The sequence below is a fragment of the Amycolatopsis granulosa genome, assembly GCF_011758745.1.
GTDB lineage: Bacteria > Actinomycetota > Actinomycetes > Mycobacteriales > Pseudonocardiaceae > Amycolatopsis_E > Amycolatopsis_E granulosa.
The window spans coordinates 86,450-111,188 of record NZ_JAANOV010000001.1 but is presented as its reverse complement, the minus strand read 5'-3'; the positions used below and the strand labels follow the sequence as shown (position 1 = coordinate 111,188).

Genomic DNA, 24,739 nt, shown 5'->3' with positions numbered 1-24,739 from the left:
TTGCGGGGGTGTGCGGGTCGGGGAGGGCGGGGCTTGCTCGAAACGGGTGCCGTGCGGGGCCCTGCGGTCAGGTCGGTTGTCTTCGCAGGTCGGCGGCCAGTGCGCCACGGGCCTGCTCGGCCTTCAGCCACGCCAGCCGGGTGTAGCGCTGCGCGAAGGCGTCCCGGGTGAGGCCGTGGCGGGTGTAGTGCCCGGCCAGTTCACGCGCGCCGGCGTCCACCGTCCAGACCGCCCGGTATCCGGGAAGCGCCTGCCGGATCCGGGAGAAGTCCACCCGGTAGGAGCGCGGGTCGGGACCGGCCTCGCCGGTGATCAGCAGCTGCGAGCCAGGCACCGCGGTGGCCACGGACTCGGCGATCTGGCGCACCGTCAGGTTGTTGACCTCGGTGCCGACGTTGAACGCCCGGTCGTGCACCGCCTCGGTGGGGGCGGTCAGCGCCGCGGCGAAGGCGGTGGCGATGTCGTGCGCGTGCACCAGCGGCCGCCAGGGCGTGCCGTCGGAGAGCACCCGCACCTGCCCGGTGAGCACGGCGTGGCCCACCAGGTTGTTCAGCACGATGTCGGCGCGCAGCCGCGGCGAGAACCCGAAGGCCGTCGCGTTGCGCAGGTACACCGGGCTGAACCCGGAGTCGGCCAGGTCGTGCAGGTCGTCCTCGACCCGCACCTTCGACTCCGCGTACGGGGTGACCGGGCGCAGCGGCGCGTCCTCGGTCACCAGGTCGTCCCCCGCCGCGCCGTAGACCGAGCAGGTCGAGGCGTAGAGGAACCGGCGCACACCGGCGTCCTTGGCGAGCTTGGCCAGCTGCACCGACGCCGTGTGGTTGATCTCGTAGGTCAGTTCCGGCGCGAGCGCGCCGAGCGGGTCGTTGGACAGCGCGGCCAGGTGGATCACCGCGTCCACCCCGGACAGGCGGCCGGCGGGGACGTCCCGCAGGTCGACCGGCTCGCCCGGCGGGTCGTCGGGCGGCGGACCGAGCACGCACGCGGCGAACAGGCCGGAGTCGAGGCCGAGCACCTCGTGGCCGGCCGCGCGCAGCACCGGCGCCATCACCGATCCCAGGTATCCCTGGTGCCCGGTCAGCAGGACCCGCATCACCGCACCCCCGCCGGGATCGTGGACGGCTGGTCCCACAGCATCCAGGGCCGCGCGCCGCTTTCGTAGGCCGCGTCGAGCGCGGCTCGTTCCTTGAACGTGTCGGCCGGCTGCCAGAACCCGCGGTAGGGGTAGGCGATGAGCCGGTCCTTTTCGGCCAGTGCCGCGCAGCCGTCCTCGACCAGGTCACCGTTTTCCGGGATGTGGTCGAAGATCTCCTGCCGCAGCACGAAGTAGCCGGCGTTCTCCCACAGCGGCAGCCGGCTCGCCGAGCTGATCCCGGCGACCCGGTTGGAGCCGTCGCGGAACTCCACGCAGTGGAAGGACGACTGCGGCGGCACCACCATCATCGACGCACCGGCGTCGGACTCGGCCAGGTTGCCGATCATCACGTCGAGCGGGGCGTCGGTGAGCACGTCGGCGTAGTTCGCGAGGAACATCTCCTCGCCCGCGACGTGCTCCCGGACCCGGCGCAGCCGCTCCCCGATCGGCGACTCGATGCCGGTGTGCACGAAGGTGATCGACCAGTCGCTGATGTCGGTGGACAGCAGCTCCACCCGCCCGTCCCGCAGCACGAAGTCGTTGGACGCCGTCTCGGTGTAGGTCAGGAAGAAGTCCTTGATGTGCCGGGCGCCGTAGCCCAGGCACAGGATGAACTCGGTGTGCCCGAAGTGCGCGTAGTACCGCATCACGTGCCACAGCAGCGGCCGCGGGCCGACCAGCTGCATCGGCTTCGGGACGTCGTCCGCGGGCCCGTTGCGCATGCGCATCCCGTAGCCGCCGCAGAACAGCACCACCTTCATTCAGTTCACCTCGACAGCCAGCGGCACGGGCAGTTCCGGGGAGACGATCTCCAGCTCGGGGATCGCGAAGACCAGGCGGCCGCCCCACTCGGCCACGTAACGCAGCTGCTCGGTCAGCTCGGCCCGCAGGTTCCAGGGCAGCACGAGCACGTAGTCGGGGCGGTCGGCGGCGATCCGCTCCGGCTCGAGGACGGGGATGCGGGTGCCCGGGGTGAACCGGCCGTGCTTGTACGGGTTGCGGTCCACCGTGTACTCGAGCAGGTCCGGCCGGATCCCGCAGTGGTTGAGCAGGGTGTTGCCCTTGCCGGGCGCACCGTAGCCGACCACCCGTTCGCCGCGGCGCTTCGCGCCGATCAGGAATTCCAGCAGGGCCAGGCGGATCTCGCCGACGCGGTGCGCGAAACCGTGGTAGCCGGACAGGTCGTGCAGCCCGGCGGCGCGCTCCCGCGCCAGCACCCCGGCCACCCGGGGACCCGGTTCGCCCGCGGCCTCCACCGGGCGTGCCCACACGCGCAGCGAACCGCCGTGGGTGTCCAGCAGCTCGACATCGGTCACGGCCAGCCCGGCCGTCGCCAGGGCCCGCTGCGCCGTGGCGAGCGTGTAGTACTGGAAGTGCTCGTGGTAGATGGTGTCGTACTGCGTCAGCTCGACGAGGCGGAGCAGGTGCTGCACCTCGATGGAGACCCAGCCGTCGTCGGCCACCAGGGCGCGCAGGCCCTGGGTGAACCCGAGGATGTCCGGGATGTGCGCGTAGACGTTGTTCGCCACGACCAGGTCCGCGGGCCCGTGCTCGGCGCGGACCGCCGCGCCGGTCTCCGCGGACAGGAAGGCGGTCAGCGTCGGCACCCCGGCCGCGCGCGCCGCCTCGCCCACGTTCACCGACGGTTCGATCCCCAGGCAGCGCACGCCGCGGGCGACGACGTTGCGCAGCAGGTAGCCGTCGTTGCTGGCGACCTCGACGACGAACGAGTCCGGGCCCAGGCCGAGCCGGTCGGCCACGGTGCCGACGAATTCGGCCGCGTGCGCCAGCCAGGAGTGGGAAAAAGACGAAAAATAGGCGTATTCGGTGAATGTTTTCGCTGGATCGATCAGGGGCGGCAGCTGGACCAGCAGGCAGTCCGGGCAAATCCGCAGGTGCAGGGGATAGAAAGGTTCGGGCGCGTCGAGATCCTGCGGGGCGAGGAACGATTCACACGGCGGGCTCGCGCCGAGATCGACGACACTGCGCAGGCCAGGCGCACCGCACAGGCGGCAGGACAGCGGCTCGGCTGGCATGTGTGGGCTACTCCCCTGTGGTCACGTCACCCCGTCCTGGAGCGGGGCTTCACCAACGTGACTATAGGGATGACGGGGGCAGGCGTTACGAGAAACCGGGTGGTCGGTTGCCTCCGATCGAGTGAATCAGCACACTCTCCGTGATTCCTCTTCGGACGGTGATTTACCAACACTAGATCAATTACTCTATTCGATCATTTCACCCGGCCCGCCTCAGCCGAGAATCCACTCGCAGTGGTCGCCGTCGAGCTGCGGGAAGGCCGCGCGCACCTCGGGCTCGAGATCGGGGACGAACAGCAGGACGGCATGCGGGATCGGGTGGGTGAGGGCGTCGGTCGGGACCACCGGAATCCGGGTACCGGGCATGCGCCGGCCGCGTTTCGCCGGGGAGATGTCCGCGATCTCCGGCAGCAGATCGACATCGATCCGGGCACGCCGCAGAAGCACCACCGCGCGGGACGCGGCACCGTAACCGACGACCCGGCGCCCCGCGAGCTCCCGCAGCCGCGTCACCACCCGGTCGCAGCCCGCGTCCACCGCCCGGCCCAGCCCGGCGACGACCGGGATCTGCGTGACCCCCGCGGCGCGCTCGGCCGCGGCCAGCGCCGTGGTCGCCTCGTCCGGCTCCGCGTCACGGCGCAGTTCCAGCAGGACCGTGCCGCCGTAGAGGTCGAAGGTCCAGCTGCGGCCGGGGCGCAGTCCGGCCGAGGCGGCGAGCGTGACCGCGGCGGGTACCGAGTAGTAGGCGAAGTGCCCGTGCCGCAGGGCGTTCCACTGTCCCCCCGCCACGATCGCGGCCAGCGAGTGGAACTGCATCAGCAGGGCACCGCCGGGCGCGAGCCGGGCCGCCCGGCGCGCCATCGCCGCCCGCTGGTCCGGTTCGTGCATCAGCCCGAAGCAGTCCACGACGACATCGGCGGGCTCGTCCCCGGCCGTCTCGCGCATCCCCGCATCCCGCAGCAACGGCAGCCACGAGCCGCCGTGCGGGCTGCCGAACTCGGCGACGGTCGCCCCGGGACGCGCGATCCCGGCGCGCACCAGCCGTCCGACCGCGTCCGCGGCCTGGTCGGTCAGCGCTTTCGGTTCCACACCGGACGGTTCCTCCGCGGTGCCGGGATCCTCCACGAGCTGGGCCAGCGCGCACCGCGCGCACATCCACATCCGCAGCGGCCACACCGGGTCCGGGCCCGGGTCGGCGGCCGGCGGGAACAGGTCGCACGGGGGCTGCTCGCCCAGGTCGAGCACGATCGCCCCGTCGGTCGCACCGCATGCACGGCAGGTCGTCACCGCTCCCCCGTCCCGAGCGCCAGCGCCAGCTTGTCCACGTAGAACGCCTCGGCGTAGCGGGTGTGCTGCTGCACCCCGCGCAGCCGGGCCAGGCCGAGGAACGCGTCGCGGGTGTACCAGTCCCGGCCGTGCTGCGACGGGTAGTGCTTGGCCAGCAGGTCGGCCTTCGCCTCGGCGACCTCGTCGGTCAGCGGCTGGTAGACCGACGGCCGGCCGAGGTCGCCGTCCCACTTGAGGATCTCGTAGCCGAGCACCGGCTGGTCGCGGAACACGGTCGGCACGACCTCGGCGAGCAGCCGGTGGTCCTGGTGGCGGTCGCCGGGCTGCGGCGCGAACACCAGGTCCGGGGTGACGCGGCCGCGCAGCGCGGTGACCGCGTCCTTGACCGCGTCCCAGTGCGCGGGCATCCGGCCGTCCGGCAGGTCCAGGACGGTCAGCGTGACGCGCGCCGGGGCGCAGAACTCGGTCAGCGCCGCGTGTTCCTCGGCGGCGCGTGCGGTGCCACCGCCGGACAGGACCAGGGCGTGCACCTCGAGGCCGGGACGGCGCGCGCACAGGGTGAGCAAGGATCCGCCGGCGCCGATGGCGACGTCGTCGCAGTGGGCACCGAGCAACGCGACCGCACGGAGATCGGGGAAGGAGACTGGCTGCACTCCCCGAAGCGTGCCAGAACCGCGTTCAGTAGGCGCCACGGCCTCCGGTCACCGCTCGCAGGGTCTTCCACAGGATCGCCAGGTCCAGGGCCAGCGACCAGTCCTCCACGTACCGCAGGTCGAGCCGGACACTTTCCTCCCAGGACAGGTCGCTGCGGCCGCTGACCTGCCACAGGCCCGTCATGCCGGGTTTGACGAGCAGTTTGCGGCGTGCGGCGCGCTCGTAGTTCGCGGTCTCGGCCGGCAGCGGGGGGCGCGGCCCGACGAGCGACATGGTGCCGCCCAGGACGTTGAACAGCTGCGGCAGCTCGTCGAGCGAGTACCGGCGCAGCACCGCACCGACCCGGGTGATCCGCGGGTCGCGGCGCAGCTTGAACAGCGGCCCGGAACCCTCGTTGTCGGCCAGCAGCCCGCTGCGCAGCCGGTCGGCGTCCAGGACCATGGTGCGGAACTTGATCATCGTGAAGGTGCGGCCGTCGCGGCCCACGCGCAGCTGCCGGTAGAACACCGGGCCGCGGTCGTTGAGCTTGATCAGCGCGGCGATGCCGAGCAGCAGCGGCGCGGCGAGGACGATCAGCGCCGCGGCACCCAGGCGGTCGGCCACGTCCTTCACCACCCGCCGCCCACCGGTGAAGGTCGGCGCGGACACCCGCAGCAGCGGCATGCCCAGCACCCCCGAGACGTTGAGCCGCGGGCCGGCGATCTCCATCAGCACCGGCGCCACGACCAGTTCCGCGCCGGTGCCCTCGAGGTCCCAGGCCAGTTGCTGGAGGCGCTGCGGTGTCCACTGCGGATCGGAGGTGACCGCCACGACGCGGTACCCGCCGCGGCGCACCTGGTCGGCGAGGTCGTCGAGCCGGCCCGCCACGGCGATGCCGCCGATCTCCCCGGTGCCGTGCTCGCCCTGCCCGGTCGCGGTGCACACGGCCGACACCTGCCAGCCGACGTGGGTTTCGCTGCGCGTCCGGTCGATGAGGTCCCGCAGCGTCTCCGGGGAACCGGCCGCCACCACCGGGTGCATGCACTCCCCCGCGCGGCGGGCCCGGTGCAGCACCTGCCGGAGCCCGTACCGCAACGGGAACGCGAGCACGGCGACGGCCGGCACCGCGTAGAAGACCCACGGCTGCACGTCCAGGGCGCCGAACAGCAGGCCGGCCAGCGCGACGACCACCCCGGCGACCAGCAGACTGCGGCCCAGGCGGCGGAACTCCTCGGTGCCCTCGCCGAGCACGTGCCGGCTCCACGCGCGGTTGAGCGGCAGCGCGCACAGGACCGCGCACGCGGTTCCGGTGGCATGCAGGAAGTAGGGGCGCCCGGTGAGGTCCAGGATGAGCAGCGCACCGGCGGCGACGACCAGCAGGGTGACGACCACGTCGCCGGCGATGACGGCGGCGCGGTACCGGATCTCCCAGGGCTGGGCCGCGGCGCGCGGGGTGCCGTTGTCCGCCGGGCCGACGGCGTGCAGCCGGGTGGGCGCTGAGGTCTCGGCGCCCACGAGCGCTTCCCCCAGCGGCGTGGGCTTCCGCACCGGCTCTTCCATCCGACCTCCCGCGACGTCCGGCTGGTGCCGGCGCGCCCCGACCGCGCCGACGATTACCTTGAGTAACCGTGCCTTTTGCTCGGCGCACCCCGTCTGGGGCTACGTCTGCCCTGGAGTCGGTGGTATTCGGAGCGGCGTTACACGCCACTCCATGGCATTCGCGACCGTCCGGGCCCCGGTCCGGGCCCGCCGAGGTGCCGGACGGCGACCGTTGCTCAGGCGCACACAACTACTGCGGGTAGCCGGTTATTTGACCACTCTTTCCCGCACAGGGCTGTACTGGCACCACATGGCACCAGGTTGATGCCAAGCATCCTTGCGGTGATGCCACTTGTGTGCCATAGTGATGCCATGGACCTGACACCGTATGTGCACGGCCTCGGCGGGGAGTTCGCCACCCTCGCCGAAACGGGTGGCGACGAGACGCGCGCCCTGGTCGAGCGCCTGTCCGGATCGCTCGAGTCGGCGATCCGGATGACGCTGCTGGACGCGTTGTCGGCCGCCGCGGGCGAGATCACCCGGGAGCTGGCACCGGGCGCGGTCGAGGTGCGCCTGCGCGGACGCGATCCCGAGTTCGTCGTGAGCACACCGGTGGCCGAGCCACCGGGAGGCACGGCCGGCCAGGACCCGGCGGAGGCCGCGTCGCCGGGCGGGCCGCCGATCAGCGAGGACGGTCCGACCGCACGGATCAACGTGCGGCTGCCGGAGCAGCTCAAGGCCGCCGTCGAGGACGCGGCGGCGCGGGAAGGGCGCTCGGTCAACGCCTGGTTGGTGCGCGCGGCCGCCGCCGCGCTGCGCCGGTCCGGTCACGACCAGAGCTCCGGGCCACGCAGCTCCACACCCGCGCGTCAGCGCTTCACCGGCTGGGTGCGCTGACCGCACCCAGCCCCACCACACGTCCCCCACCTGCAGGGACGCCGTACCAACCCAACCCGAGGGGACACCCATGCCTGTTTTCGACACCCCCGGCCCGATCGACGTCACGATCGATCTCGCCTTCGTCCGCGACCTGCGGATCGTCGCGAGCGACCGCGCCGACACCGTCACCGAGGTGCGCCCGAGCGCCGGCTCCGACGCGAAGGTCGCGCAGCAGATCCGCGTCGAGTACGCGGCAGGGCGGCTGCAGATCAGCGGGCCGAAGATCGGCGCGCTCGGCTTCTCCCGCAAGACCAGGAGGGTCGACGTGACCGTCGAGCTGCCCACCGGTTCCCAAATCTCCGGCGAGGTGCAGGTGGGCGGACTGCACGCGACGGGCCGGCTCGGGGAGGTCCGGTTCAAGACCTCCGGCGGGAACTGCCGTCTCGACCACACCGGGCCGCTGCACCTGGTCACCGCCGCCGGACACGTCACGGTCGGCCATGTCGCGGGCGACGCGGAAATCCGCACCGGCAGCGGCACGGTCCGGGTGGGCGACGTCGAGGGCACCGCCGTCGCCCAGAACTCCAACGGTCACATCACCTTCGACACGGTCGCCGGCGACGTGCGGATGCGCACGGCGAACGGCGACCTCGTCCTCGACCGCGCCGGCGCCGGGGTGGAGGCGAAGACCGTCAACGGCGGCATCCGCCTCGGCGAGGTGGCCCGCGGCGCGGTCACGCTGGAAACCGGCACGGGCGATCTGAAGATCGGCATCGCCGACGGCACCGCCGCCTGGCTCGACGTGCACACCGGCTCCGGGCACGTGCGCAACCTGCTCGACGAGGCACCCGGACCGGCCGAGGCCGCCGAAACCGTCGAGGTCCGGGGCCACACCTCGTTCGGCGAAGTCACCGTTCACCGGTCCTGACTCCCCATCCGGAAGGAGTCCCACGCCACACACCCGGACTCCGCCCGCGATCACCACGAGCGGGCTGCGCAAGGCGTTCGGCGACCACGTCGTGCTCGACGGTCCCGACCTGAACGCGAAGCGGTGGTTCAACCGGGAGTCCGCACGCTGACCCCGGACCGATCAGGCGTCACACGAATGCCGCACTATCCGCGACCACGCGGGCCAGGACGTCGACGGCGCGCGCCCAGCGCGCGTCGTCGAGTCCGACGTGGGTGGTGATCCGCAGCCGGGAGATGCCGTCCGGCACCGACGGCGGCCGGAAACAGCCGACCCGCACACCCGCCGCGAGAGCCTCCGCCTGGGCGGCCACCGCCCGCCGCGGGGACGGCATCGGCACCGACAACACCGCGCCCGCCGAGCGGGGCACCCCGAGACGGCCGGCCAGCTCGGCGCCGCGCTCGTGGATGCGGGCCGGCAGTTCGGGCGCGGCGCGCAGGATGCGCAGCGCCGCCAGCGCTCCCGCCGCGGCGGCCGGCGCCAGTGCGGTGTCGAAGATGAACGGGCGTGCCCGGTTGACGAGGTGGTCGACCAGCGCGGCGGAACCGAGGACCGCACCGCCCATGGCACCGAGCGATTTGGACAGTGTGGCGGTCATGACGACGTGCGGATGGTCGTGAAGGCCCAGGCGGTGCAGCACGCCCCGGCCGCCGTCGCCGAGCACGCCGAGCCCGTGCGCCTCGTCGACGACGAGCAGGGCGTCGTGGGCGGCGCACACCTCGGCGAGCTCCGCCAGTGGCGCGGTGTCGCCGAGAACCGAGAAGACCGACTCGGTCAGCACGAGCGCTCGCCGGTCCCCGGCCGCGGCGAGTGCCGCCCGGACGGCGGCGACGTCGTTGTGGGCCACCACGCGGATCGCCGCGCGGGACAGCCGGGCGGCGTCGATCAGGGACGCGTGGACGTGGGCGTCCGAGACGATCAACGTGTCCCGGTCGGCGAGCGCGGTCACCGCGGACAGGTTGGCGTGGTAGCCGGTCGAGAACACCAGCGCCGCGTCGCGGCCGGTGAACCCGGCCAGCTCGCGCTCCAGCTCCGCGTGCAGGGTGGTCGTGCCGGTCACCAGACGGGAGGCACCGGCACCGGCACCCCACCGGAGTGCGGCGTCGGCCGCCGCCCGCCGGACACCGGGATGGCCGCTCAACCCCAGGTAGTCGTTGTTCGCCAGGTCGACGAGGTCGTCGCCGGCCGCCCGCGGCCGGAGCACGCGCTGCAGGCCCGCGGCCTCCCGCGCCGTGCGCTGCGCCGCGAGCCAGTCCGCCCAGGTGCTCATGCGACCGCCGCCGCGGCCGCGATCCCGGCGCAGATCCGGGCGATGTCGTCGTCGGTGCACACGTAGGGCGGCATGGTGTAGATCAGGTCGCGGAACGGCCGGATCCACACGCCTTCGGCCAGCGCCGCCTCGGTCGCCTTGACGACGTCGACCTGGTGGTCGAGCTGGACCACCCCGACCGCGCCGAGCACGCGCACGTCGGCGGCGTCGATCGCGGACAGCGCCTGCAAACCCGCGTTGATCCGGCGCACATCGCCCACCCAGTCCTGTGTGGACAACAGGTCCAGACTCGCCGAGGCGACCGCGCAGGCCAGCGGGTTACCCATGAACGTGGGGCCGTGCATGAGAACACCGGAGTCGCTGGCGGACAGTCCACGAGCGACCTCACTGGTGCACACCGTCGCGGCCAGCGACAGGTAACCGCCGGTGAGCGCCTTGCCGACGCACAGCACGTCCGGAACCACGTTCCCGGCCTCGGCGGCGAAGAGGGTGCCGGTGCGGCCGAAGCCGGTGGCGATCTCGTCGAAGATCAGCACCAGGCCGTGCTCGTCGGCGACCTCGCGGAACACCGGCAGGCACCGCGCGGGGTAGGGGTGCATGCCGCCGGCGCCCTGCAGGAGCGGTTCCACGATGAGCCCGGCGAGACCGCCGGCGTGCTCCGCCGCGAGGGCGCGGAAACCCGCCGCCCACGCGTCGACGTCCTCGTCGTGCCGGGGCGGGCGCTCACCGAACACCTGCTGCGGCAGGATGTCCGACCACATCGTGTGCATTCCGCCGTCGGGATCGCAGACGCTCATGCAGTCGAAGGTGTCGCCGTGGTAGCCGCCGCGGACGGTGAGGAACCGGGTCCGCTCCGGGTGGCCGGTACCGCGCTGGTATTGCAGCGCCATCTTCATCGCGACCTCGACGCCGACCGATCCGGAGTCGGCGAGGAACACGTGCTCCAGCCCGGCGGGGGTCAGGCCGACCAGCCGGGACGCCAGCTCGACCGCGGGCTCGTGGGTGAGACCGCCGAACATCACGTGCGCCATCTGCCCGAGCTGGCGGCGCACCGCCTCGTCGAGCGCCGGGTGCCGGTAGCCGTGGATGGCCGACCACCACGACGCCATCCCGTCGACCACGTCGCCGGCACCGTCGAGGGTGATCCGGCTCCCGGCGGCGCCGGTCACCAGCCGGGCCGGCGCCGGGTCGGTCATCGACGTGTACGGGTGCCACAGGTGCTCGCGGTCGAACGCGAGGAGCTGCTCGGGCGACCTCGGCTCAGGCATTGGGAACCAGGCCGGTGCCGGCTCCGCGGCGCCGGATCGGCGGATCGACGCGTCCGGTCCGGGCACGGCCGGTGTCCGAGCCCAGCACGACGAAACCGTTGTCCCGGATCATCTCCAGGTCGGCCTCGGCGGCCTGGCCCTCGGAGGTGAGGTAGTCGCCGAGGAAGAGCGAATTGGCCACGTGCAGCGCCATCGGCTGCAGCGACCGCAGGTGCATCTCGCGGCCGCCGGCCATCCGGATCTCCTTGTCCGGGCACACGAACCGCGCCATCGCGAGGATCTTCAGGCAGCGCAGCGGGGTGAGCTCCCAGGTGCGTTCGAGCGGCGTGCCGTCGAAGGGCATCAGGAAGTTGACCGGGATCGAGTCCGCGTCCAGTTCCTTCAGCGCGAACAACCCCTCGACGAGCTGCTCGTCGGATTCGCCGAGCCCGGCGATGAGGCCCGAGCACGGGGAGAGCCCGCCGTGTTTCGCCTTCTCGACGGTGTCCACCCGATCGGCGTAGGTGTGGGTCTGGACGATGGTGTGGTGGTTGCTCTCGGCCGTGTTGATGTTGTGGTTGTAGGCGTCCACCCCGGCGGTCCTCAGCCGCTCGGCCTGCCCGTCGGAGAGCAGGCCGAGGCAGGCGCACACCTCCACGCCCGGGTGCTCCTCCTTGAGCGCGCCGACCATCGAGGCGACCCGGTCGATGTCGCGATTGGACGGTCCGCGGCCCGAGGCGACCAGGCACACCCGGGCGGCGCCGCCGCTGATCCCGGCGCCGGCCTGCTTCATCGCCTCCTCCGTGGACAGCCAGGAGTACTTGAGGATCGGCGCCGCCGAGCCCAGCGCCTGCGAGCAGTAGTTGCAGTTCTCCGGGCACAGCCCGGATTTCAGGTTCACCAGGTAGTTCACCTTCACCGTGTTACCGAAATACGTGCGGCGCAGCCTGCCCGCCGCGGCGACGACGGAGAGCACGTCGGTGTCCGGTGCCCGCAGCACGGCGAGGGCGTCCCCGGGTGTGGCGTCGGTCCCGGCGAGGACCGCGTCGGCGAGCTGCTCGAACCTGGAGCTCATCCCTACTCCTGACCCAGTGTGATGGTTCAACTACAACCTGAACGGTGTTCGATTAGCGGCGCCGACGCTACACTGAGCCCGTCCGGCGGGTCAACGGGAGGAGTCGGCGTGCGCTACCACCGGCGCGATGTCGTGGAACGCGCTCTCGCGGTCCTCGACGAGTACGGGCTGGAATCGCTCACCATGCGCCGTCTGGCCGCCGAACTCGGTCTGCAACCCAGCGCCCTCTACCACCACGTGCCCAACAAGCAGAGCCTGCTGGCCGCGCTCGCCGACGAGATCCTGGCCCGGGGCAAGCGCGAGCGCCGTGCCGTGGCGTGGGACCGGCGGGTGGCCGAGATCTGCTGCGAACTGCGTGACGCGATGCTGGCCTACCGCGACGGCGCGGACGTCGTCGCCACCGCCCACACCTTCGGCCTCGGCGCCAGCGAACCGGCCACCGAGCTGCGCGCGACCCTGCGGGAGGCCGGCCTGCCCGGCGACCTCGTCGAGGTGGGCACCCGCGCCCTGCTGCACCTCGTCTTCGGCCACACGGCCGAGGAGCAGGCGGCGCTGCAGGCCGCCAGTGCGGGCGCCATCGACCGGGAGCCCGGCGGACACGGCGACTTCGAGGCGGGTATCGGACTGCTGCTCGACGGCCTGCGGTCCAAAGTGCACCGCTGAATCCGCAGCCGGAGAGCCAGCGACCCGGCACGTGGGGGGCGGCCAGGTGGTCTAGACTACCCGGATGGCGCTGGTGGGGAAGCTGCTCAAGATCCTTCCGGGACCGATTCGCAGCGTGCTGATCCGGCACCGCGCCTTGTTGAAGTTCCTGATGGTCGGTGGTGTCTGCTTCATCGCCACCGTGGTGGTCAACTACAGCCTCAAGCTGACCATCCTGAGCACGAAGCCGCTGACCGCGCTGATCATCGCCACTCTGGTCGCGACCATCCTCTCCTACGTCCTGAACCGCGAGTGGTCGTTCCGGTCCCGGGGCGGCCGGGAACGCCGTCACGAGGCCGCGTTGTTCTTCGCGGTCAGCGGGCTGGCCGCGGGGCTGAACGCGGTACCCCTCTACGTGTCCCGCTACCTGCTCGGCCTGCAGGCGCCCGCCGTCAGCTTGCTGACACAGGAGGTGGCCGACTTCATCAGCAGCATCATCCTGGGCACCCTGGTGGCCATGGTCTTCCGGTGGTGGGCGCTCAAGAAGTGGGTGTTCCCCGACGAGGTCGAGCGGCCGCGCCGGCCGGAACCGGCCGCGGAGAAGACGCACCGCTGAACGGGAGCCGAGCGGGGCGGGTTCATCCCACGCCCGCACCGACTCCGGTCCGGTCGGCGGGCCGCCGGGTGCGCAGCCGCACGAAGCCGGGCCGCGCCGCCACCAGGCCGCACCCGAGCTCGGGTACCAGCAGCAGGACCAGCAGCCAGATCGACATCTTCCAGCCACCGCTGAGGGTGTGCAGCACCCCGAAGGTGACCGGCCCGCACGCGGCGAGGAGATACCCGCCGGACTGGGCCATCCCCGACAGCCGTGCCGTGACCGCGTGCGTGTCCGACCGCAGGTTGAGGAGCGTGAGCGCGATCGGGAACGCGGAGCCCGTGGCGACCCCGAAGACGGTGACCCAGACCCATCCGGCGCGCGGCGCCAGGAGCAGGCCGGCCAGCCCGGCCCCCATCAGCACGACCACCCCGAGCACGAGCGGCCGCTGGTCGCGCAGCCGCGCGGCGAGCACGGGGACCACGAAGCCGAGCGGAATGCCGATGATGATGATGACCGAGTTCATCATCCCGGCGGTGGCGGGCGTGAACCCCTGGCCTTGCATGATCTCCGGGAGCCAGGACGTCAGCGTGTAGAACATCAGCGACGTCATGCCCATGAAGATCATCACGCACCATGCCAGCGGCGACCGCAGGAGTGTGCCCTCCGCGGCCGGCTCGGGCGCGCGGTCCGGCAGCTCCCTGCGCCCGCGAAGCGCGAGCGGGCCCCAGACCAGGGCCGCGACCAGGGCCGGGACCGCCCACGCGGCCAGGGCCAGCCGCCAGCCGCCCACGTGTTCCAGCGGGACGGCCAGCCCCGCGCCGGCCGCGCCGCCGACCGACAGCAGCATCATCGCCAAGCCGGTGAGTGAGCCCACCCGGTGGGGGAACACCCGTTTGATGACCGCGGGAATCAGCACGTTGCCGGTGGCCATCCCGGCTCCGGCGAGCACGGTCCCGGCGAACAGCGCCATCTGGGCGGACACCACGCGCAGCAGCAGCCCGACGGTGATCACCAGGAGTGCCGCGGCGATCGCCGTCTCGGTGCCGATCCGGCGGGCGAGCACCGGGGCGAGCGCGGAGAAGACGCCCACGCACAGCTCCGGCAGGGTGGTGAGGACGCTGGCCCCGACGCCGCTGAGGCCGAAACCCTCCTGGAGCCGGCTCAGCACCGGGGGCACCCCGGTGATGGCCGCCCGCAGGTTGAGCGACAGCAGCACCAGGGCGAGCAGGGTCCAGATCAGCGTGGACCTTCTGGTAGGGGAAGCGGAAGTCATGTCACCTTCGTCCTGCGGCTACCGGCACGTCCGGCGGGAGTTCGCGCTCGGGCGGCACCGGCGGGCCGACCAGCGGGTCAGCGCGGCGGCGGCACCCGTCGCCACCACGGCCTCGGCGAACAGGGACATCCACACCGTGCTCATCGGGACACCTCCCGGGGTTGTCATCGCCGCCCCGCGGACGGCCTCAACTCCAGGGTTGCGCGACGATCCAGACAGGTCCAGGTTGCGTTTCCGCCCATGACCGTGAAGAATCGACTACATGATTGACCTGCGCCGCCTCCATGTGCTGCGCGCCGTGGACCACTACGGGACGGTGACCGCGGCGGCGCAGGCCCTGCACTTCACCCCGTCCGCAGCATCCCAGCAGATCCGCCAGCTCAGCCGCGAGCTCGGCGTGGCGCTGCTCGAGCCGCAGGGCCGCCGGGTCCGGCTGACCTCCGCGGCACAACGGCTCCTGGCCCATGCCGACGACATCCAGGCCCGCTGGGAACTGGCCGAACAGGACCTGCGGGCCGACGGTGACCAGCCCGCCGGGCTGGTCCGGATGGCCGGGTTCCCGGGGGCGCTCAGCGCGCTGCTCGCCCCGGCCGCGGCGGCGCTGACCAACCGCTATCCCCGCCTCGTCCCGCGGCTCCGGGAGGCCGAGGCCGCGCACAGCTTCGACCTGTTGTTCGACGGGGAGGTCGACCTGGCCGTGGTGGAGGCCACCCCGGACGAACCGCCGCGCGACCGCGCCCGGTTCGACCAGCGGCCGCTCGTGGACGACCCGTTCGACCTGGTGGTCGCTCCCGGCCACCGGCTCGCCGGCCGGGAGCGCGTGGACCTCACCGAGGCCGCCGAGGAGCCGTGGATCGTGCCGAGCGCGCCCTGCACCTGCCGCACGCACGTCCTGGCCGCGTGCGGCGCGGCCGGCTTCACCCCGGATGCCGCACACGACGCGCTGAACTGGGACGCCACCATCGCACTGGTCGCGCACGGGCTCGGCGTGGCACTGGTGCCCCGGCTGGCCCGGGTGCCGGCGAACGACGCCGTGGTCCGGATCCCCTGCGTGGACGAGCCACGGCGCAAGATCCTCACCGTCACCCGGCGCGGCGGTCACGCGAACCCCGCGATCGCCGCGGTGCTGGAGGAACTGGCGGGCTTGGCCCCGGCGCTGCTCACCGTCTGAATCCCAGCGAACCGCGCCGGCGCAAGCCACTGAACAACGAACCAGTGTCTACTGTGGCCGGTTCGGCGCGCCGGCCGTCAGGGGTTGCCCGGCTTGCGGACCAGCAGCTGGCAGTGCTGGAACTGCCGCTCGTGCGCGTACGGCTCGCGCAGCATCCGGCCCACTTCGGTGAAACCGGCCTGCCGCGCCAGGTCCAGGAGACTGTCCGGCGACCATCGATAGGCGAGCGTCACCTTGTGGTCGAATTCCTGCGGTCGGGGGTCGTCGCCGGCGAAGAAGCCGAGCAGCAGGTGGCCGCCGGGTGCCAGCACGCGCGCGAACTCGGCGAACACGACGGGCAGGTGCTGCGGTGGGGTGTGGATGATGGAGTAGAACGCGAGGATGCCGCCGAGGACTCCGTCGGCGAGGTCGAGCGCGGTCATCGACCCCTCGTCGAACCGCAGGTGCGGGTGCGCCCGGCGGGCCAGCGCGACCATCTCGGCGGACAGGTCGACGCCGAAGGCCTCCAGCCCGAGCGCGTGCAGGTGCGCGGTCACGTGGCCGGGGCCGCAACCCAGGTCCGCGACCGGTCGCGCGCCGTCGGCCTGGACGAGTTCGGCGAACGCGGCCAGCAGCGAGCGTTCCATCGGCAGGGTCTCGAGCACGTTGCTGAAGAGCTCGGCGTAGGTGGGCGCCACGGCGTCGTAGGCGGCGCGGGTGTCGTGCAGGACGGAGGAGTCGGTCACCGCGGCAACCCTAGTCCGGGGCAGCTCCCCCGGGACGGCGCTGGTCTTATCGTGCTGGGCCGGCATCCGCATGACCTGTCGGGCTCGCCCCGACGCCGACCGTGCCGCGCGTGAGGCCCCCGGTGAACCGCTAGGTCAAACGCGGGCTCACCAGCAGCCAGCACTGGCAGCGCGGGTAACGGTACGAGCAACCTTCATCACTCTCCAGGACGGTAGGTCGGCGACAAAACAGTGCGCAGTGGAGCAACCACAGCTGGAGTCAGCCAACAGGACTCTCCGCTGAACTCAATCATGGGAACAAATCCGAACGCCGTGGCAACCTTATTGAAGAATTTCGTCAGATCGCGGCGGCGCGAATCACTCAACTGCGTCTCGCCAGCCTCCACCCGCTCCCGGAGAAAATCGATGCGGCAACCGCACGGCCAACCAAGGTGGAGTACGTGGGCGACGACCAGGCGCCGTTGCCATCCGTATAGAGGCTGGTCATCACCAGAGGTTTTCACGGACGCGGTAGACGACCCGGTAAGAAATATCTGCGAACGTTTCGAAAGCCACGGGCCGGTACTCCGTTGCCCGGACCATCGGCACACCGCCAACCAACGCCATCACCGACTACGGAGCAATACCTCTCATGCGAAAAAAATCGTCAAACACACCGGGGGTGGCTGCGGTCCGGTGCGCTGCCAGGCGCCGGAGAGCGCACGGTCGCGAGGTAGATCGCTCCGGCCTGCTCGGGAGTTCTGGTCAGGCCGACGCGTCGCGATGGGTGCTCCGGACGGTCAACCTGACGATGGCGACAGCCCGCTGCAACGGGACGTCAACCTTGGTCTCCCCCGGCTGGAAGCTGGCGGCGCAGGTGACCTGCCTTCGTCCGCCCCGCCACGCCTCGTGGGTGTGACGTAAACCACGGAAAGACATCTCCTGGTTGAGTGGTGCCCAGCCGCGGCTCGGGTCGCGAAGTTCCCCGGCGAGTGGTCATGCCGCCGGCCCCTGGCGCAGCGGTGGCCGGCGGGTCGAAGACGGCGTGCCGCGCATCCTCTTGCTGGTACGCGGAGCGGGACGGGGGATGGAGCTGGGACGAAGACCCAGGTCGTGTGCGGGATGCCGCGTTGACCTCGTCGGATTCGCGAAGGTGGTCAGCACGCCGTGCTCCCCATCTGCTCCCCGCAAACGCCGACGGCCCGCCGACGATGGTCGTCGACAGGCCGCCTGAACAGCGAAAACATGCGGTGGGCGATACTGGGATCGAACCAGTGACCTCTTCGGTGTGAACGAAGCGCTCTCCCGCTGAGCTAATCGCCCCTGTTCGTTGCGAAGGACTCTAGCGGATCGCGGCCGGGGCACCGCAAACGGGTGGTCTTTGCGCTCCACGCTGCGGATAGGACCCGACACGCAGCGGAGAAACCCGAGGTGACCGCGGGTGCCCCCGCCGCCGGGGCGAGCCAGGTCACATGTCACGCTGCAATGCGACGCTGTCCAGCATGCGTTGAACCGAGCAGTATGTGTGGGTAGACGATCAGCGGTACCGTCCCCCGGGCTGGTATCGCGCGAGCGCGAGTGGGACAGAGGTGCCGCGGACCCGTCCGGGTGAAGCACGGGCGACTCGCGATGCGAGACGGTGGGTTCGCGCGTCTCACACTCGAAGCTCGGCCGAGTGGGCCGTGAAGGGAGACGAAAGGTAAGACGATGCGCAACGACCACGTGACGCTCCGCTCCACGGCGGTGTTCGACCTCCTGGCCCCGCGCGCTCCGGCCGTGCCGGTGAAGGTGGAGCTGCGGTACGACACCCGCGACCCGTACGCGGTCGTGGCGGCGTTCCGCACCGGCCGCGCCGGCTGGGTGGAATGGGTGTTCGCCCGGGACCTGCTGGCCGACGGCCTGCTGGCCGAGGCGGGCGACGGCGACGTCCGGATCCGCCCGTCGGTCGAGGACCCCGAGTCGGTGATGATCGAACTGAACTCCCCGTCGGGGCACGCGGTGTTCGAGGCCTCCGCCCAGGAACTCGCCGACTTCCTGGACCGCACCTACGACGTGGTGCTCCCCGGCAACGAGCACCTGTGGGTCGACATGGACGAGGCCCTCACCCACCTGATCCCCAACGATCTTGGATAGCACCCGTGCGGGCGGGCGGGAACACCCACCCCCCTGTTTTCGCGGGTTCCGGGGTCGGATATTGTTCTCTCACACCACGGCGACGGGGACCACACCGGATCCCGGAGTCAGGTAGGCGGACGTAGCGCAGCTGGTAGCGCATCACCTTGCCAAGGTGAGGGTCGCGGGTTCGAATCCCGTCGTCCGCTCGGAGGTGCCCACTCGGGCCCGCACGGTGGAGTGGCCGAGAGGCGAGGCAACGGCCTGCAAAGCCGTGTACACGGGTTCGAATCCCGTCTCCACCTCGCGCGATTAGCTCAGCGGGAGAGCGCTACCTTGACACGGTAGAGGTCACTGGTTCAATCCCAGTATCGCGCACTCTCCGACCAGTGCCCCGCCGGTGATCCGTCACCGGCGGGGCACTGGTCGTTTCGGCGTGACACCTCTCATAGCCGCTGTGACGTGGGGCAAAAGCGCATCGGAACGGCCGCGGCCGGCTGTTAGCGTGCCCCAGATCCCCGTGTTGTCCCGGAAGGTGTTCCCGTGCCCGCCGACCTGTCGTCCGTCATCGCGGCCACCGCGCAGTGGCTGCTGCGCGCGTACCCACCGGAGCGCGGTGCCCTCAGCGGCGCCCTCGCCGAGGCGCAGTGCCGCCAGGCCGCGACGGTCGCCGCGTGGCTGCGGTACCCGACGGCGCTCGACGCGGGGCTGCTGGACGTCACCGGTCCCGGCGGGTCCGGCCGCCTGGACTGGGTCACCGGCGTGCACGCGGTGCCGGGCGAGGACGCCGGGTGGCGGACCTGGGTGGACGAGGTGGTGGCCAGCTGGGCGGCGTGCCTGCTCGCCGACCGCGGCCTCGCGGTGGCGGCGATCGCGACGGTCACCGGTTCGGTGCACACCGCCGGTCTCGCGCCGGACTTCCGCCGCCTCACCGACCCCGACCGGCGCGACCGGCAGGCGGCCGTGCTGCTGCGGCACCCCGACCTGCTCTCCCCCGTGGCGGACCTGCACCGGGCGGATCTGCTGACCCGCCTGGGCAGCGGGACCGCGCAGGCGGCCTGACCACACGGAGCCCGGGCCGCCGGACCCGGCCGAGCAGCCGTTCACTGTGGACAGTTGCCCGGTTCACCCGTACCGGGCGGTGACGAAGCCGCCCAGGCGGCGCGCGAACGCCTCCAGCGTCGCGGCCGCCTCGTGCCGCGAATCCCATGCCGCGAACAGGGTGATCTCCAGCTGCCGGTGCCCGGCGTGGACCCGCAGCGGCACCAGCCCGAACCGCGGATCGTCCGACACCAGCGCCACTCCCCGGCCCGCGGCCGCGTGCGCCTGCGCCACCGTGCCGTTCGCGGCCTCGATCACCCGCGCGTAGGTCGTACCCGCTGCGAGCAGTGCCGCGTCCAGGGCCTGCCGTGCCGTGAACGCCGGCGGCAGGATGATCACCGTCTCCGCCAGCACCTCCTCCAGCGCCACGGCCTCCCGGTCGCACCACGGGTGCCGAGCCGGCACGTACGCCCACACCGGCAGCACGGCCAGCCGCCGCGACCGGTACGGCGCGCGCGGTGCGGCGGTGGCGATCGCGAGGTCGGCCCCGCGCGCCAGCGTGTCCACTGCGGACAGGCCGTCCGCGCCCAGCACGTCGGTGGTCGGGTCCTCGGGTGCCAGCGTCGCGAGGAACGGGGCCACCACGTCGGTGAGCGTCACCGTCGGCGCGCCGACGGTGAGGCGGTCGATGCGCCCGTGCGCGTGGAACGTCGCCGCCGTCTTCAGCGCGTCCGCGCGCGCCAGCACGTCGCGCGCGCTGCCGAGAAGCGCCCGGCCGACCCGCGACGGCGTCATCCGCCGCCCGGCCCGGTCGAACAGCCCGGCACCCAGCTCGTCCTCCAGCTGCCGCAGCTGCCGGGACAGGCTCGGCTGGGTGATGTGCAGCAGCTCCGCCGCGCGGCTCACCGTGCCGGCCTCACAGGTCACCACGAAGTACCGCAGGTGACGCAACTCCATTGCTGATGCCTCCCAGGCATTGAAATCCTGCCAATCAAGTATTGGACAGCATGACCGGGTCATTCCGACACTGGGGCATGACCACCAGCACCCAGACAGGTATCCGGCAGCAGCGGCGGCTGGAGACGGCGATCCCGGGACCGAAGTCCCGGGAACTGATGGCGCGCAAGACCGCGGCGGTCGCCGCGGGGGTCGGCACGACGATGCCGGTCTTCGCGGCCGCGGCCGGCGGCGGCATCGTGGTCGACATCGACGGCAACCACCTGATCGACCTCGGCTCGGGCATCGCGGTCACCACCGTGGGCGCCAGCGCGCCGCGGGTCGTCGACGCGGTGCGCGCTCAGGCCGCCGCGTTCACGCACACCTGCTTCATGGTCACCCCCTACGAGGGCTACGTCGCCGTCGCCGAGGCGCTCGCCCGGCTCACCCCGGGCGAGCACGCCAAGCGCACCGCGTTGTTCAATTCCGGCGCCGAGGCGGTGGAAAACGCCGTGAAGATCGCCCGCGCGCACACCGGCCGCAACGCCGTGGTGGTGTTCGACCACGCCTACCACGGCCGCACCAACCTGACGATGGCGATGACCGCCAAGAACATGCCCTACAAGCACGGGTTCGGGCCGTTCGCGCCGGAGGTCTACCGGGCGCCGCTGTCCTACCCGCTGCGCGACGGCGGCCTGGACGGCGCGACCGCGGCGAGCCGGGCACTGGACGTGGTCGACAAGCAGGTCGGCGCCGCGAACCTGGCGGCGCTGGTGATCGAGCCGATCCAGGGCGAGGGCGGGTTCATCGAGCCCGCGCCCGGATTCCTGCCCGCGCTGGCCGCGTGGTGCCGCGCGCACGGGGTCGTGTTCGTCGCCGACGAGGTGCAGACGGGCTTCGCCCGCACCGGTGACTGGTTCGCCTGCGAGCACGAGGCGGTGGTGCCCGATCTGATCGTGACCGCCAAGGGCATCGCGGGTGGCCTGCCGCTGTCGGCGGTGACCGGCCGCGCGGAGATCATGGACGCCGTGCACACCGGCGGGCTGGGCGGCACCTACGGCGGGAATCCGCTGGCCTGCGCTGCCGCGCTGGCCGCCATCGAGACCATCGAGACCGACGGGCTCGTGACGCGGGCCCAGGAGATCGGCGAGCTGCTGACCACGCGGCTGCGCGGGCTGGCCGATCCGCGGATCGGCGACGTGCGCGGCCGGGGAGCGATGATCGCCGCCGAGCTGGTGCACCCGGGCACCGGCGAACCGGACCCGGCACTGGCGAAGGCGGTCGCGACGGCCGCCCACGAGCGCGGCGTGATCGTGCTGACCTGCGGGACCCATGGCAACGTCCTGCGTTTCCTGCCCCCGCTGACGATCGGCGACGACCTCCTGCACGACGCCATGGACGTGCTCGGGGAGGCGTTCGCGGGCTAGCCGTCACCGCCCTCGCCAGGGCCGGACCCCACCCGGTCGGCTGCGCCGGCCGGGCTCAGCGCGACCGCGGTCCCATGATCAGCGTGACGACCTCGGTCGCGACCTCCACCGTGCCGGCGAGGTCGCCACCCTCCTCCAGGGTGGTCGCGATCAGCTCGCGCAACCCGCCGAACAGCGTGATCCCCAGCTGGCGCGACGGCGGGATCACGCCCGCCGCGCGGAGTTCCGGCGTGTCGGCGAGCGTCCGCATCAGCGTCACGAACGAGTCCATGGTTTCCCGCGACAGCGCACGCCCCGCCTCGCCGAGCGAGGGTGCGGCCCGCATCCAAGTCAGGCACAGCTCCGGTTCGCGCTTCATCGAGCCGATCAGCGCCTCCACCGCCTGCCGCGCCTGCGACTGCCAGGGGGCGTCCCGCTCGACCGCGGCCGCGATGTCGCGCACCATCCGGGCGTTCGTCTCCCGGAGCAGCTCGACGAAGCACTCCTGTTTGCTCCCGAACTGCTCGTAGAACGTGCGCTTCGAGGTGCGGGCGTGGTTGACGACGTCGGCGATGGTGACCTCGTGGTAGTCCCGCTCCCGCAGCGCGGCCGCCATGCCCTGCAGGAGCCGGTCGCGGAACCCGGTGGCTGCCACGTCGCCGTCGGTCACGCCGTCAACCTAACCCAGCTGCTTGACCGGGGCACGTCTCCGCATCTACGGTGCCTGGTACCCGGCGGTACCACGTGGAGGTGGCGGTCGTGACGGCACTGGCGCGTCTGCGGGACGGCGCGAAACCGGCGGTGCGGTGGGGCGTCGCCCATGCACTTCCCCGCACCGTGCTGCGCGCGGCCGCCCGGCGCGGGGATCTGCAGGCCCGGCTGGTCGCCGAGGCCGCCGTGTCGCCCACCTCCGCGCTCACCGGGCTGTTCGACGAGATCCGCGCGCACGGCCCGCTGTACCAGGGGTCGTTCGCCTGCGTCACGACCAGCCACGCCGCGGTTCGCGAGGTGCTGACCAGCAACGACTTCCGCACCGGGGTCGGCATGGCCACCGACGGGGTGCTGGCGCGGCTGGGCGAGTGGTCGGCGAGCGAGGCCCTGAACCCGATCACGCCGCCGTCGCTGCTGGCGACCGAGCCGCCGGAGCACACGCGCTACCGCAAGCTGGTGACCCGCGTCTTCACCGTCCGCGCCGTGGAGAAGCTGCGGGTGCGCACCGAGGAGATCGCCCGCGGCCTGCTCGACGCGCTGGATCCGGACGGGCCGGTCGACCTGATCGAGTCCTACTGCGCGCTGCTGCCGGTGACCGTGATCGCCGAGATCCTCGGCGTGCCGCCGGAGGACCGGCGGCGGGTGCTCGAGCTGGGGACGGCGGCCGCGCCGAGCCTCGACATGGGCCTGTCCTGGCGGGAGTTCCGGGCGGTGGAGTCGGCACTGGCCGAGTTCGACGCGTGGCTCGGCGATCACCTGGACCGCCTGCGGGCCCGTCCGGGCGACAACCTGCTCAGCCAGCTGGTGGCCGCGCGCGAGGACGGTGTGGGGCTGACCGATCTGGAGCTGCGCTCGACGGCCGGGCTGGTGCTCGCGGCCGGGTTCGAGACGACCGTGAACCTGCTCGGCAACGGCATCGCCCTCTTGCACGACCATCCCGGGCAGCTCGCGGCGCTGCGGGCGGAACCGTCGCGGTGGCCGAACGCGGTCGAGGAGATCCTGCGCGTCGACCCGCCCGTGCTGCTCACCGGCCGCACGTGCCTGCGCGACACCGAGGTCTGCGGGGTGCCGGTGCGCGCGGGCTCGGTGGTGACGACGATCCTGGCCGGCGCGAACCGCGATCCGGCGGTCTTCGCCGACCCCGGCCGGTTCGACGTGCGACGGGAGAACGCGCGCGAGCACATCTCGTTCTCGGCCGGCCGCCACTACTGCCTCGGCGCCGCGCTGGCCCGTATGGAGGGCGAGGTCGGGCTGCGCGCGCTGTTCGACCGTTACCCGCAGCTGCGGCTGACGCCGGGTGCGCGGCGCCGGACAACGCGCATCCTGCGCGGGTTCGAGCACCTGCCCGCGCGCCTCAGTGGACAGTCCTAACGCGACACCGCCACGCCGAGCGAGGCGGCCGCCCACGGTTTCGGTGCGCCCTTTTCGTAGAACTGCTCGACCTCGTGCAGTTCGAAGCCCGCCTCGCCGAGCAGACCGGTGATCGGGCGCGTCAGGTGGCAGCCGCCGAAGAGCCGGACCTGTAGCGGGTCCAGGCGGTGCTGCCACCGCCGCACCTCCTCGTCCGGAGCCAGGCCGTGGTCGAAGAAGTGCAGTGCGCCACCCGGTTTCAGCACCCGCCGCAGCTCCCGCAGCGCGGCACCCACGTCCGGGATCGTGCACAACGTGTACGTGGACAGCGCGGTGTCGCAGCTGTCGTCCGGCAACGGCACCGACTGCCCGTCCAGGCCCACCCGCTCGATCGGCACCCGCGACCCGGCCACCCGCTGCCGCGCCAGCTTCCACGCGACGTCGGACGGCTCGACCGCGCACACGGCGGTCACCGCGGGCGGGTAGAACGGGATGTTGAGTCCCGAGCCGAACCCGATCTCCAGCACCCGGCCGTGCAGCCCCGCGCAGGCCCGGGCACGGTGCGGTGCCACCGCCTGCACCCCGCCCACGAGGTGGACCAGCCGTGGCAGCACCTGCTGGTGGTAAACGCCCATGTCGGCCTCCCCGCGTTCCGGTCACCGGCGATGCTGCCGCCACCGGCGGCCGGGTGGTAGAGCCGGACGGCCCTGTCACCGGGTCCGGTGAC

Annotated in this window: 24 protein-coding genes and 4 tRNA genes; 12 read left to right on the top strand and 16 right to left on the bottom strand. The window is 72.2% G+C overall.

The genetic code is table 11. The features are described 5' to 3' along the window. Positions 1-67: 67 nt before the first annotated feature. The 6 genes from FHX45_RS00480 to FHX45_RS00455 all read right to left on the bottom strand — a co-directional run bounded on the left by FHX45_RS00480 (position 68) and on the right by FHX45_RS00455 (position 6,651). Positions 68-1,093, bottom strand: a complete 1,026-nt coding sequence (locus tag FHX45_RS00480; RefSeq protein WP_167095972.1) for an NAD-dependent epimerase/dehydratase family protein — start codon at positions 1,091-1,093, stop codon at positions 68-70. After that, positions 1,093-1,896, bottom strand: a complete 804-nt coding sequence (locus tag FHX45_RS00475; protein WP_167095970.1) for a glycosyltransferase family protein — start codon at positions 1,894-1,896, stop codon at positions 1,093-1,095. The genes FHX45_RS00480 and FHX45_RS00475 overlap by 1 nt, the downstream gene beginning before the upstream one ends. Continuing rightward, positions 1,897-3,171 carry a class I SAM-dependent methyltransferase gene (locus tag FHX45_RS00470; protein WP_167095968.1) on the bottom strand — a complete coding sequence of 425 codons (1,275 nt, stop codon included), beginning with the start codon at positions 3,169-3,171 and terminating at the stop codon, positions 1,897-1,899. It abuts the gene before it with no gap. 213 nt (positions 3,172-3,384) lie between these two features. Further along, entirely contained in the window at positions 3,385-4,458 is a 1,074-nt protein-coding gene (locus FHX45_RS28510; protein WP_167095966.1) for a methyltransferase domain-containing protein, read from the bottom strand. Further along, entirely contained in the window at positions 4,455-5,111 is a 657-nt protein-coding gene (locus FHX45_RS00460; protein WP_167095964.1) for a PIG-L family deacetylase, read from the bottom strand. The genes FHX45_RS28510 and FHX45_RS00460 overlap by 4 nt, the downstream gene beginning before the upstream one ends. Before the next feature lie 25 nt (positions 5,112-5,136). Then, positions 5,137-6,651: a sugar transferase gene (locus tag FHX45_RS00455; RefSeq protein ID WP_167095962.1), complete on the bottom strand. Its 1,515-nt coding sequence runs from the start codon at positions 6,649-6,651 to the stop codon at positions 5,137-5,139. 351 nt (positions 6,652-7,002) lie between these two features. Between FHX45_RS00455 and FHX45_RS00450 the strand changes: the two genes are divergently transcribed. Next, entirely contained in the window at positions 7,003-7,527 is a 525-nt protein-coding gene (locus FHX45_RS00450; RefSeq protein ID WP_167095960.1) for a YlcI/YnfO family protein, read from the top strand. 70 nt (positions 7,528-7,597) lie between these two features. Further along, on the top strand, positions 7,598-8,437 hold the full coding sequence (locus tag FHX45_RS00445) for a DUF4097 family beta strand repeat-containing protein (RefSeq protein ID WP_167095958.1): 840 nt from the start codon (positions 7,598-7,600) through the stop codon (positions 8,435-8,437). Between the two features lie 169 nt (positions 8,438-8,606). On the opposite strand, the gene FHX45_RS00440 is transcribed toward FHX45_RS00445, so the two are convergent. From FHX45_RS00440 to bioB, 3 genes are read right to left on the bottom strand one after another with little or no spacing between them, the layout of a single operon-like run. Continuing rightward, a complete protein-coding gene (locus tag FHX45_RS00440) occupies positions 8,607-9,746 on the bottom strand; it encodes an 8-amino-7-oxononanoate synthase (RefSeq protein WP_167095956.1) in 1,140 nt (379 codons plus the stop codon). Then, positions 9,743-11,014 (bottom strand): adenosylmethionine--8-amino-7-oxononanoate transaminase, encoded by a 1,272-nt coding sequence (locus tag FHX45_RS00435; RefSeq protein WP_167095954.1) that lies wholly within the window; start codon positions 11,012-11,014, stop codon positions 9,743-9,745. The genes FHX45_RS00440 and FHX45_RS00435 overlap by 4 nt, the downstream gene beginning before the upstream one ends. Then, entirely contained in the window at positions 11,007-12,068 is a 1,062-nt protein-coding gene (gene bioB, locus FHX45_RS00430; RefSeq protein ID WP_167095952.1) for a biotin synthase BioB, read from the bottom strand. The genes FHX45_RS00435 and bioB overlap by 8 nt, the downstream gene beginning before the upstream one ends. A 108-nt stretch (positions 12,069-12,176) precedes the next feature. Between bioB and FHX45_RS00425 the strand changes: the two genes are divergently transcribed. Further along, on the top strand, positions 12,177-12,731 hold the full coding sequence (locus FHX45_RS00425; protein ID WP_167095950.1) for a TetR family transcriptional regulator: 555 nt from the start codon (positions 12,177-12,179) through the stop codon (positions 12,729-12,731). Between the two features lie 64 nt (positions 12,732-12,795). After that, on the top strand, positions 12,796-13,326 hold the full coding sequence (locus FHX45_RS00420; RefSeq protein ID WP_167095948.1) for a GtrA family protein: 531 nt from the start codon (positions 12,796-12,798) through the stop codon (positions 13,324-13,326). Between the two features lie 22 nt (positions 13,327-13,348). Here the strand turns inward: FHX45_RS00420 and FHX45_RS00415 are convergent, their stop codons facing one another. Next, a complete protein-coding gene (locus FHX45_RS00415) occupies positions 13,349-14,581 on the bottom strand; it encodes a CynX/NimT family MFS transporter (RefSeq protein WP_167095946.1) in 1,233 nt (410 codons plus the stop codon). Positions 14,582-14,599: 18 nt separating this feature from the next. After that, positions 14,600-14,725, bottom strand: a complete 126-nt coding sequence (locus FHX45_RS28275) for a hypothetical protein (protein ID WP_279588831.1) — start codon at positions 14,723-14,725, stop codon at positions 14,600-14,602. A 118-nt stretch (positions 14,726-14,843) separates the two neighbouring features. On the opposite strand from FHX45_RS28275, the gene FHX45_RS00410 reads away from it, so the two are divergent. Next, the gene (locus FHX45_RS00410) at positions 14,844-15,752 is read left to right on the top strand and encodes a LysR family transcriptional regulator (RefSeq protein WP_167095945.1); all 909 of its coding nucleotides are present in this window, start codon (positions 14,844-14,846) and stop codon (positions 15,750-15,752) included. A 77-nt stretch (positions 15,753-15,829) separates the two neighbouring features. Here the strand turns inward: FHX45_RS00410 and FHX45_RS00405 are convergent, their stop codons facing one another. Further along, positions 15,830-16,477, bottom strand: a complete 648-nt coding sequence (locus tag FHX45_RS00405; protein ID WP_167095943.1) for a methyltransferase domain-containing protein — start codon at positions 16,475-16,477, stop codon at positions 15,830-15,832. 1,230 nt (positions 16,478-17,707) lie between these two features. After that, a tRNA-Val gene (locus FHX45_RS00400) sits at positions 17,708-17,779 on the bottom strand. Positions 17,780-18,163: 384 nt separating this feature from the next. Here FHX45_RS00400 and FHX45_RS00395 point away from each other — a divergent pair. From FHX45_RS00395 to FHX45_RS00375, 5 genes are all read left to right on the top strand, one after another. Continuing rightward, a complete protein-coding gene (locus tag FHX45_RS00395) occupies positions 18,164-18,589 on the top strand; it encodes an SsgA family sporulation/cell division regulator (RefSeq protein WP_167095941.1) in 426 nt (141 codons plus the stop codon). 115 nt (positions 18,590-18,704) lie between these two features. After that, a tRNA-Gly gene (locus FHX45_RS00390) sits at positions 18,705-18,777 on the top strand. Positions 18,778-18,802: 25 nt separating this feature from the next. Further along, positions 18,803-18,873, top strand: a tRNA-Cys gene (locus FHX45_RS00385). Position 18,874: 1 nt separating this feature from the next. Next, positions 18,875-18,946 (top strand) — tRNA-Val (locus tag FHX45_RS00380). A 165-nt stretch (positions 18,947-19,111) separates the two neighbouring features. Next, positions 19,112-19,630 (top strand): hypothetical protein, encoded by a 519-nt coding sequence (locus FHX45_RS00375; protein ID WP_167095939.1) that lies wholly within the window; start codon positions 19,112-19,114, stop codon positions 19,628-19,630. 63 nt (positions 19,631-19,693) lie between these two features. Here the strand turns inward: FHX45_RS00375 and FHX45_RS00370 are convergent, their stop codons facing one another. Beyond that, positions 19,694-20,566 (bottom strand): LysR family transcriptional regulator, encoded by an 873-nt coding sequence (locus FHX45_RS00370; protein WP_167095937.1) that lies wholly within the window; start codon positions 20,564-20,566, stop codon positions 19,694-19,696. 77 nt (positions 20,567-20,643) lie between these two features. Between FHX45_RS00370 and gabT the strand changes: the two genes are divergently transcribed. After that, positions 20,644-21,972, top strand: a complete 1,329-nt coding sequence (gene gabT, locus FHX45_RS00365) for a 4-aminobutyrate--2-oxoglutarate transaminase (RefSeq protein WP_167095935.1) — start codon at positions 20,644-20,646, stop codon at positions 21,970-21,972. 55 nt (positions 21,973-22,027) lie between these two features. On the opposite strand, the gene FHX45_RS00360 is transcribed toward gabT, so the two are convergent. Further along, positions 22,028-22,621, bottom strand: a complete 594-nt coding sequence (locus FHX45_RS00360; RefSeq protein ID WP_167095933.1) for a TetR family transcriptional regulator — start codon at positions 22,619-22,621, stop codon at positions 22,028-22,030. An 89-nt stretch (positions 22,622-22,710) separates the two neighbouring features. Between FHX45_RS00360 and FHX45_RS00355 the strand changes: the two genes are divergently transcribed. After that, positions 22,711-24,033: a cytochrome P450 gene (locus FHX45_RS00355; RefSeq protein WP_424923782.1), complete on the top strand. Its 1,323-nt coding sequence runs from the start codon at positions 22,711-22,713 to the stop codon at positions 24,031-24,033. Here the strand turns inward: FHX45_RS00355 and FHX45_RS00350 are convergent. Then, positions 24,030-24,647 carry a class I SAM-dependent methyltransferase gene (locus FHX45_RS00350; protein WP_167095931.1) on the bottom strand — a complete coding sequence of 206 codons (618 nt, stop codon included), beginning with the start codon at positions 24,645-24,647 and terminating at the stop codon, positions 24,030-24,032. The two genes, FHX45_RS00355 and FHX45_RS00350, sit on opposite strands and share 4 nt — an antisense overlap. Positions 24,648-24,739 lie beyond the last annotated feature (92 nt).